This window comes from Rothia sp. HMSC065C12 (genome assembly GCF_001812085.1).
Classification (GTDB): domain Bacteria; phylum Actinomycetota; class Actinomycetes; order Actinomycetales; family Micrococcaceae; genus Rothia; species Rothia mucilaginosa.
Genome location: NZ_KV807669.1, coordinates 23,094 through 32,490 on the forward strand (window position 1 = coordinate 23,094; position 9,397 = coordinate 32,490).

Here is a 9,397-nt window from a genome sequence, read left to right on the forward strand (position 1 = left end):
CTATGCCTTCAGCGCGGGGTTATCGACGAAGGCGCGGACCATGGCGATTCCGGCAACTCCGGTGGTGCGGATGGCGGGGCAGTCTTCGGGGGTGATGTCGCCGATAGCTACGGTGGGTACGGCGGACAGCTCGGCAAGTTCGCGGAGCCCATCAATGCCGAGGGGCGGGCGGTTGGACTGCTTGGTAGGGCTGGGGCGGAACGGCCCGGTACCAATGTAGTCGATAAGGTGCGCGATCTTGTTGGATTCTTCGACGAGCTGCCGGGTGCCGGTGGTCAGGCCGATGATCGCGTCGGTGCCGAGGAGGGCGCGGGCGTCGGCTACGGGCAGGTCGTCTTGACCGATGTGCACGCCGTCAACGCGCACGCCGCGGGCACGCAGCGCGAGGGCGACGTCTACACGGTCGTCGATGAGGAGGGTCTGGTGCGGCTGGATGATGCCGGCGATAGCTTCGGTGAGCTGGTAGAGCTCGCGCGCGCTGATGGGTTTGGACCTAACTTGGATGCAGGTGGCGTGTTTGGCTGCCCGGACGGTTTCGAGGGGGTTGTCGCCTGTGACGAGGTAGAGGTTCAGGTCGAGGGGGCGTGAGGGGGTGGTGTAGGGGTGCGTTTCGCGGGTCATGCGGGTCTACGATTCGTCGTCGAGTAGATGTTTTTTGAGAAATTCTCTCATTGAATTTCTGTGGTTAGGTTAGCACAACTGTGTGGTGAGTTGAACATCCTTCAAGCGTTTTGAGGTGCGTGCGCGCTTGGCACGCTATGCACTTCCTTCGCTCCTACAGGGGCACCCGCCCTCGCAGAGCTCGGGCACCCTGATGTCGCTTCAGGAAGGTATAGCTGTGCTGCGCGCTCGTATGGGGCTACAACAAGCCCTGTCTCGATGAGCCCTCGGAAAGGCGCGCTGACGTCCCTACGGAACCACCACCATACCCGGCTACCAACCTTCGTCTCCCGGCAAGCTTCTGCGGTACCTCACCCGAGTATTCCCCCTCCCCGTTCCCGCACACTCTTCCCAAACCGAGGCCCCGCGGTTCGTTCCCCAACGCACGGTCGCACCCACTACTCCACCTGCCCGGAGAAGGGGAGGGAGTTAGCAGGGGAGAGGCCGGTATGTTCCGTCGCGACATCAGGGTGTCCGAAGCGAAGCGAGGACGGGTTCCCTGTAGGAGCAAGGAACATACCGCCTCGACCCACTCAACCTAACTCAAAATAAAAAGCCTCCTACCGTGAAGTAAGAGGCTTTGAAGAGCGGCTGACGGGAATCGAACCCGCGTATCAGGCTTGGGAAGCGTGCGCTCTACCATTGAGCTACAGCCGCATCTTTTTCAGTGTATCGCGCCTGCTTGCTGGGGGTGAAATATATTGCGGCTGTTTGTGTGCGGGGCGGCGGGGTTGAAATGTGATGTAGGCCTGTGTGCTGGGGCTGGTGGATGCCTGCACGTGGGTGGTGTTTGCCAGGTATCCTTTAAGCGTGCTTATTTCAGATCGCGATATTCGTCAAGAGATTGCTGATGGGCGCATCGTTCTTAATCCGTTCGATGAGTCGATGATTCAGCCTGCAAGTGTGGACGTGAGGATTGATCGTTTCTTCCGTCTGTTCGATAACCATAAGTACCCGCATATTGATCCTGCTCAGCCGCAGGAGGATTTGACGCGCCTGGTTGAGGTGGCTCCTGATGAGCCGTTTATTCTGCATCCGGGTGAGTTTGTGTTGGGTTCTACGTATGAGAAGGTGACGTTGCCTGATGATGTGGCTGCCCGCCTGGAGGGTAAGTCGTCGCTGGGTCGTCTGGGTCTTCTGACTCACTCTACGGCTGGTTTTATTGATCCTGGTTTTTCGGGGCATGTGACGCTTGAGTTGTCGAATATGGCGACTTTGCCGATTATGTTGTGGCCGGGTTCTAAGGTTGGTCAGTTGTGTTTCTTCCGTTTGAGTAGCCCGACTGAGCATCCGTATGGTTCTGGTGCGTATGGTAACCGTTACCAGGGTCAGCGTGGCCCGACTGCTTCGCGTAGTTATTTGAATTTTCATCAGACGATGATTCCTGCGGATGGTTCTGTGGAGTCTTAGTCTTTCCCGCTTTGGGGTGCGGGCGTGCAGGCTGTGTGTTTGTGCGCCCGCGTTGGGCGGTTTTTCGCCTGTTGTGCTCGTGCGTTCACTCGCGTGCGGGTTTTTATCTCTCACTCTCTAAGGATTTTTGATGAATCTGAAGCCTGTTGTTCTGCGTGTTGCTGGCGCGGAAGTTTCTTTGTATCTGATTGATATGTCGGACTCTTTTGTGGAGCGTTTTAAGAAGGCGTGGGAGCCTCTTGCTCCGGAGTTTTTTGATACTCCTGATGAGGCGTATGCTTCGTTGTCTCGTTTTGATCAGGTGATGTTGGTTCATGCGCCGACTGATGAGTCGGTGATGGATTTGGCGAATCCGCTGATGGGTTCGTTTGATAAGGTTTCGACGTTGCGTGTGGCTGATGATGATTCGGGTATGCAGGATCTGACGAGCCGTATTACGTTGGCGATGATTGAGCAGCTGGTTGGTCGCGGTGTGATGCTGCATGCGGCTGTTATCGGTGACCCTGAGTCGAAGCGCGCTGTGGCGCTGGTGGGTGTTTCTGGTAGCGGTAAGACGACTGCGTCGCGTTTCTTGGGTTCCAAGTTTGCGTACCTGACTGATGAGACTGCGATTATTTCGGATGAAGGTGTTGTGTCGCCGTATCCGAAGCCGTTGTCTGTGATTGTTGACCCGAATGCGCCGAAGGATCAGCAGAACCCGGTGGATTTGGGTCTGAACGTGGTTGATCGTGATGATCTCAGCTATGAGCTGTCGCGTATTGTGTTCATTTCTCGTGATGAGTCGGCTTCGGAGCCGTATTTTGAGCGTGTTCCGCTGCATGAGGCTCTGGTGTTCTTGAGTGAGCAGAGTTCGGGTCTGGCGCGTCACCCTGAGGGCGTTGTGTCGCTGGCTAAGCTGGTGGAGCGTTGCGGTGGCGTGTGGCGCCTGGTGTACTCGGAGGTTGAGGATACTTTGCCGCTGGTTCAGGATCTGCTGAATGGTGGCGAGCTGCCGAACGCTGATGAGGTTGAGAGCCTGGAGAAGTACACGGTTGAGGATCACCTGCCGGGTGTGTTCTTGAACGGTACGATTGCGGTGTCTCGTATGCCGGGTACTTCGGGTGTGCGTGTGGGTGAGGACGGCCCGTTCTTGCTGCTGTGCGACACTGAGCTGAATGAGCTGTCTGAGTTTGCGGCTGAGTGCTGGCTGCAGGCTGAGGGCGACATTTCGTATGATGACCTGTTTGCGCGTTTGGCTGAGATCTTTGAGGGTCTGCCTGCGGAGGCGTATGACGAGAACCTGAGCGCTTTAGCGGCTGGTTCGATGCTGTGGGTTCGTGTGATTGATGATCCGCTGATTGATGACGCGACCTGGGCTCAGATGACGAGCGATGAGGTTCTGGATGAGGAGGAGCAGCAGATTGCGCTGGACTCTTCTGAGGATGCGGTCTCTGATGATGAGGATGACGTGGTGGAGGACTAGCCACCGCGGCTTACTGAGCTCCGCTTGATAGGCACTGCTTAAGCACAAGGGAGGGGCGGGTAGAAGATGATTCTTCTACCCGCCCCTCCCTGTGTGTTTACGAGGTTGTATTTGCGGGGTTTGCAAGGATGCTTAGCCCCGCGACGCCTTACCAGGCAGCGTTACTGGGCTGCCTTGTCGCGGCGCTTCTGTTCACGCTTCTGCTCGCGGCGAGCCGCACGCATACGCAGCGGACCGGGCGCCTTCACCGGCAGCAGCAGGAGCAGACCCGCCACCACAACGATCAGAATACCGAGCACACCCCAAATCTGCGCGCCCATGATGCTCACGCACAGACCGAACAGCATCGGCGCCAGGAAGCTGGTGGCACGACCGGTGGTCGAGTACAGGCCGAACAGCTCACCCTCAGTGCCGGGGTCCGCCAGACGCGCCAGGAAGGTGCGGGACGCCGACTGCGCCGGACCCACGAACAGGCACAGCAGCAGGGCGCATACCCAGAACACGCCCGGTTCGGGGAAGAACATCAGCGGGGTAGCCGCCAAGATAATGCCGACCAGCGAGATAACAATAATCGCCTTCGGGCCCAGGTAGTCATCCAGGTAGCCGCCCAGGATCGCGCCAGCCGCCGCGACAGCGCTACCGGCAATACCGAACAGAATCACCTCGGAAGTGCTGAAACCGAACGTGCCCGCCGCAAGAATACCGCCGAACGTAAAAATACCGGACAGACCATCACGGAACACCGCCGAAGCAATCAGGAACCACAGGGTCTGCGGGGACGTCATCTTCAGCCGCTTAATGGTGCGCCACAGCGCCTTGTAGGAGGCGAGCAGACCGCCCTGACGAGCCGGGGAGAGACGCTCCATACCGAGCTCCAGGAAACGCAGTTCGCGGGTGGGCAGCACCTCCGGCAGGAAGCGCTCGCGGGTGCGCATACGCACCAGCAGAGGCACGCAGAAGATGAGGCACCAGGCGGCGGCGAATAGCGCGACCGCACGGATATTCAGGGCGTTATCGGTGGTCAGGCCGAGCACTTCGGGGGTAAGCACAAAACCCCACAGCACCACAGCCAGCGCCAGGATGCCGCCAATGTAGCCGGCAGCCCATCCGGCGCCCGAAATCTTACCGATATTCTCCGGGTGGGAGATGCGCGGCAGCACGGCGTTATAGTTCACGTACGCGAACTCGCTGAACACGCTCGCCGCAGAAATCAGGGCGACACCCAGCCACAGGTACTGCGGGGTGGGGCCCACGAAGAAGCACGCCGCCATCGAACCGACTAGTAGCATGGTGTTCACACCGAGCCAGAAGATGCCTCTGCCGGACTTATCGTTACGCTGACCGGTGACCGGTGCCAGAATCGCAATGAGGAAACCGGCAACGGTCAGACCCAGCGACAGTGCCGACGAAGTCTCTTCGGGCGTGCCGAAGTAGCTGCTGGTCAGGTACACGGTGAAGATGAAGGTCGTCATAATCGAGTCGAAGCTCGACGAACCAACATCCCACATGACCCAGGACGCGACCGAACGGCGGCTGTTCGCGTGGTCAACGACCCTACGCTGAGCCTTCGTCTTACGGCGGGGAGAAGAAATAGTCATAGTTGTGCTTTCGGATGCCGAGGTGGCGCTTCAGCGTAGCGGCGGCGTGAAACCGGCTGAAGTGGGGAGGGCGTGCTGAAGAGGGAACACCAGGCGGTACGTACCGAGCGAAGATACGTACCGCCTAGTTCATGAACTTTCGCGCGGAAGGCGCAAAGTCTTAGTTGAAGAAACGACGCTGCAGGCGAGCAATACCGAAGCTCACCACAGCACCCACGACGGAGGTCAGAACGGTCCAGAGGATGACCTGACGCAGGGTATCTTCAGACTCGTGGGAAATGGCGGGAGGCTGGTTACCGGTAGCCTTGGTCCAGGCTGCGCCCAGGCCCTTACCAACCAGGGCAGCAGCGCCCATGTTGATACCCGCAAGAGCAAGCTTAGCGACGGGGTTCATATGTATCTCCTTAGCTGTATACGATGCGGCGTCCTGCCCGTGAACCCCTTCGGGGTTGGGTGAGAAAAGAGCGCCACTCCCTAGCGTATAGGGTTTAAGGCGTTCGTGCCGCCTTGGAGCCTCTCCGTCCCAAAATTGTACACCGTGCAATTCTGTAATGTGGGCAGAAGAACGAAACAAAAAGCGGCAAATTGGCACGAACAGCCAGACAAGCCTACAATCGAACCTGGGTTCCCACCCGCACCACAACGGTACGGACAAGGAACCCCACACGACAGGGGAGCGCCACCGAGGCGCTGAGAGTGCTAAGCAGACCCTCGAACCTGATCCGGTTAGTACCGGCGTAGGGAGTCGAATTTCTTCTCAATGCCCTCGTCCAATCAGAGGGCGAGGACATTCCCCTTCCAACGACGGAAGGACCACCAATGTCACAGAACGCAACCCCCGCCTCCCAGGCATCTACCCAGGAAGAAGCGAAGAAGCCGAACCTGCGCTGGCGAGTCAACGAAATCGTTATCGCCGCAGTTATCGCAGTAGCCTGCGCCGTCATCTTCTGGATCTGGGACATCGCAGTCGGCCCCGCCGCCAAAACCGCACTCGTAGCAGCACCCGAATTCCGCCCCATCGTCGCCGGCGCATGGCTGCTCGGCGGTACCCTCGGCGGCCTGCTCATCCGCAAGCCCGGTGCCGCGCTCTTCGGCGAAATCGTCGCAGCATTCATTTCCGTACTCTTCACCGGCGGCGCATGGAGCGGCGAAATCCTGATCGCGGGCCTCTTCCAGGGCCTCGGCGCTGAAATCGCCTTCGCGATCTTCCGCTACCGCCGCTGGAACGCAACTATCGCCATCTTCTCCGGTGCGCTCAGCGGCCTGTTCATGGGTGTTAACGAAATCTTCATCTACTACCCCGACATGGAACCGGTCAAGGCAATCATCTACGTAGCGTGCGCCGTCGTCTCCGGTGCAGTTATCGCAGGCTTCCTGGCGTGGATTCTCGTGCAGAACCTCGCCAAGACCGGTGTGCTCTCCTCGCTGGCATCCGGCAAGACCCGCCGCTAACCACCAGCAACTAGCCACCAACTAGTCACTCACCACGAGTCACCACTCGGCACACAACAGCAGCCACACAAAAGGCTAAGGAACCATCATGGAAGCAACACCGCGCGGGGCGCGCATCGAGCTCAACAACTTCAGCTGGCACCACCCCGGACGCCCAGAACCCGTCATCAGCGGACTCAACCTCACCATCAACCCCGGTGAAAAAGTCCTGCTGCTGGGCACCTCCGGCGCCGGCAAATCGACGCTCCTGCACGCCATCGCCGGTGTGCTCCACGATGACGACGGCGAATCCGCCGGCGGCACTATCACCATCAACGGGCAAGCACCCGCCGAAGCACGCGGCACCGCAGGCATGATGCAGCAGGACCCCGAATCCTCCATCGTCATGGCAACCGTCGGCAACGACGTAGCCTTCGGCCCCGAAAACCTGCGCGTACCCCGCGAAGAAATCTGGGGCCGCGTCACCGAAGCCCTCACCGCCGTAGGGCTCAACCACCTGCCCCTCGACCACCCCAGCAGCGCACTATCCGGCGGTCAGAAGCAGCGCCTCGGCCTGGCGGGCATCCTCTCGATGCACCCCGGCGCCATGATCCTCGACGAACCCACCGCCAACCTCGACCCCTCCGGCGTGCAGGAAGTACGCGACAGCATCCTCACCGCTGCGGAGGCGACCGGTGCGACCCTGCTCGTCGTGGAGCACCGTGTGAGCATCTGGGCACCGCACATGGACCGCATTATCGTGCTCGGCGAAGGCGGCACCATCACCCACGACGGCGCACCCGACACCGTACTCACCGAAGCCCGCCAAGAACTCATCGACGCGGGCGTGTGGGTACCCAACTACGTGCCGCGTGCACCGCAGAGCGGTAATATTGCGGGCGGTGAAAACGAGGGCGGCGAGGCGCTACTGCGCGCCGAAAACCTCAGCATCACCCGCGCACAACCCACCCCCAAACAACGACGCGCACGCCGACGCACCATCAAACGCCTCGGCGACACCCCCGCACCCGTACCCACCGACCTGCCCGTACTGCGCAGCGGCATCAACCTCACCCTGCACGCCGGCGAACACCTCAGCGTGCTCGGCCCCAACGGCGCCGGCAAATCAACCCTAGCCCTCACCCTCGCAGGGCTCCTCACCGCACCCGATGGCACCCTCACCGCCACCGACGCGCTGCGTAATTACGACGGCAACCACGGCGGCAACCACGACAGCGAGCGCGCCCACTGGGACGTGCCCACCTGGACCCCCGCCCAAATGCTCAGCCGCATCGGCTACGTCTTCCAAGAACCCGAATACCAATTCATCCGCGGAACCGTACGCGAAGAACTCGAACTCGGCCCCCGCCGACTCGCCGCACTCAACCGCGTTCCCCTCGACGAAGACGACCTCACCGCCCGCACCAACGAACTCGCAACCCGCCTACGCCTCACCCACCTACTCGACGCGAACCCCTTCACCCTCTCCGGCGGCGAAAAACGACGACTCTCCGTAGCCTCCGCACTCGCCACCGCACCCAAAATCCTCATCCTCGACGAACCCACTTTCGGCCAAGACGCACGAACCTGGGCAGAACTCGTCGACCTCATCCGCGAACTCCTCGCAGGCGGCACCGCCGTCATCTCCATCACCCACGACGAAGACTACACCGCCGCACTCGGCGGCAACCACATCACCCTCGAAGCCCTAGACACCTCCGAAGCCCTCGCAACCCCCGGAAAGGAGAACGCATGAACACCGACTTCTTCGGCACCATCGACCGAACCAGCTACTTCAGCAACCTCAACGCTGGCGTAAAACTCATCGTCTCCTTCACCCTCATCATCGCCGCACTCATCGTGCGCGACCCCCTCACCTCCGGAATCCTCTTCGCCCTCGAACTGCTCGGGTTCATCCTCGTCGGATTCCGACCCGTCAACGTCCTCGCCCGCTTCTGGCCCATCCTCATCGCCGTCATCACCACCGGCTGGTCCGTCGCCATGCTCAGCGCCAAAACCGGCACCACCATCCTTGACCTCGGCTTCAACACCATCACCACCGACTCCGCCGCCGTCGGCGCAGCCATGATGATCCGCTCCCTCGCCATGGTCCTACCCACCCTCGCATTCGTACTCACCACCGACCCGACCGACCTGGGCGACTCCCTCGCACAAACCTTCAAGCTACCCTCCCGGTTCGTGCTCGCCACCGTCGCCGCCCTGCGCCTCGTCGGCATCCTCTTCGCCGAATGGAACGCCCTCGGCCAGGCACGACGCGCCCGCGGACTCGGTGCAGGCCAATCCCTCGCCGGACGCGCACAAACCTTCGGCGGGCAAAGCTTCGCCCTGCTCGTGCAGGCTATCCGCCGCGGCTCCCGCCTCGCCATCACCATGGAGGCGCGCGGCTTCGGCGCAGGCGAACGCACCTGGGCTCGCGTGCCGTCCTATTCGCCGCGTGACGTGCACGTGAGTATTGCTGCCGCCGTCATCATTGCTGTTGCGTACGGTGCATCTATTGCGGCGGGTACAATCCAGTTCCTCTGGGCCTAGTTCTTTCCGGCAGTAGCTTGCGGTTCCGCTTTCGTGGCTCCGCTGGGGAGGCGGTATTCGCCCTCGTTCCTACAGGGAACCCGCCCTCGCTTCGCTTCGGGCACCCTGATGTCACTACGGGCGATACCGTCCTCCCGCGCTGGGATACGTAGGTGCTCGCACTCTTCCATCGCTCCTACAGGGAGGCGGGGTGCCGCATATTTCCTCCGCGCCTAGCCCCCCACTTGGGACATGAGTAGGGAGGCGCCCGCACTCTTCCTTCGCTCCTACAGGGGCACCCGCCCTC

At 60.8% G+C, this 9,397-nt stretch carries 8 protein-coding genes, 1 tRNA gene and 1 riboswitch; of the genes, 5 read left to right on the top strand and 4 right to left on the bottom strand.

Translation table 11 applies throughout. The annotated features are described in order from the left end of the window. Both HMPREF2836_RS00165 and HMPREF2836_RS00170 read right to left on the bottom strand, forming a co-directional pair. A complete protein-coding gene (locus HMPREF2836_RS00165) occupies positions 1-621 on the bottom strand; it encodes a thiamine phosphate synthase (RefSeq protein WP_070628964.1) in 621 nt (206 codons plus the stop codon). Positions 622-1,246: 625 nt separating this feature from the next. Then, a tRNA-Gly gene (locus HMPREF2836_RS00170) sits at positions 1,247-1,317 on the bottom strand. A gap of 153 nt (positions 1,318-1,470) precedes the next feature. On the opposite strand from HMPREF2836_RS00170, the gene dcd reads away from it, so the two are divergent. Both dcd and HMPREF2836_RS00180 read left to right on the top strand, forming a co-directional pair. Beyond that, positions 1,471-2,070, top strand: a complete 600-nt coding sequence (dcd, locus tag HMPREF2836_RS00175; RefSeq protein WP_070628965.1) for a dCTP deaminase — start codon at positions 1,471-1,473, stop codon at positions 2,068-2,070. A gap of 130 nt (positions 2,071-2,200) precedes the next feature. Beyond that, positions 2,201-3,532 carry a septin family protein gene (locus tag HMPREF2836_RS00180; protein WP_070628966.1) on the top strand — a complete coding sequence of 444 codons (1,332 nt, stop codon included), beginning with the start codon at positions 2,201-2,203 and terminating at the stop codon, positions 3,530-3,532. Positions 3,533-3,693: 161 nt separating this feature from the next. Here HMPREF2836_RS00180 and HMPREF2836_RS00185 read toward each other — a convergent pair whose 3' ends face one another. After that, a complete protein-coding gene (locus HMPREF2836_RS00185; protein WP_070628967.1) occupies positions 3,694-5,130 on the bottom strand; it encodes an MFS transporter in 1,437 nt (478 codons plus the stop codon). 160 nt (positions 5,131-5,290) lie between these two features. After that, complete coding sequence (locus HMPREF2836_RS00190) at positions 5,291-5,524, bottom strand: DUF4235 domain-containing protein (protein WP_005509010.1); 234 nt, start codon at positions 5,522-5,524, stop codon at positions 5,291-5,293. A gap of 266 nt (positions 5,525-5,790) precedes the next feature. Then, positions 5,791-5,891: riboswitch (TPP riboswitch) on the top strand. Positions 5,892-5,949: 58 nt separating this feature from the next. On the opposite strand from HMPREF2836_RS00190, the gene HMPREF2836_RS00195 reads away from it, so the two are divergent. The 3 genes from HMPREF2836_RS00195 (at position 5,950) to HMPREF2836_RS00205 (ending at position 9,111) form a co-directional block, all read left to right on the top strand. Then, a complete protein-coding gene (locus HMPREF2836_RS00195) occupies positions 5,950-6,582 on the top strand; it encodes an ECF transporter S component (protein WP_070628968.1) in 633 nt (210 codons plus the stop codon). 88 nt (positions 6,583-6,670) lie between these two features. Further along, positions 6,671-8,317, top strand: a complete 1,647-nt coding sequence (locus HMPREF2836_RS00200) for an ABC transporter ATP-binding protein (RefSeq protein WP_070628969.1) — start codon at positions 6,671-6,673, stop codon at positions 8,315-8,317. Then, positions 8,314-9,111 (top strand): energy-coupling factor transporter transmembrane component T family protein, encoded by a 798-nt coding sequence (locus HMPREF2836_RS00205; protein ID WP_070628970.1) that lies wholly within the window; start codon positions 8,314-8,316, stop codon positions 9,109-9,111. Before HMPREF2836_RS00200 ends, HMPREF2836_RS00205 begins: the two co-directional genes overlap by 4 nt. Positions 9,112-9,397 lie beyond the last annotated feature (286 nt).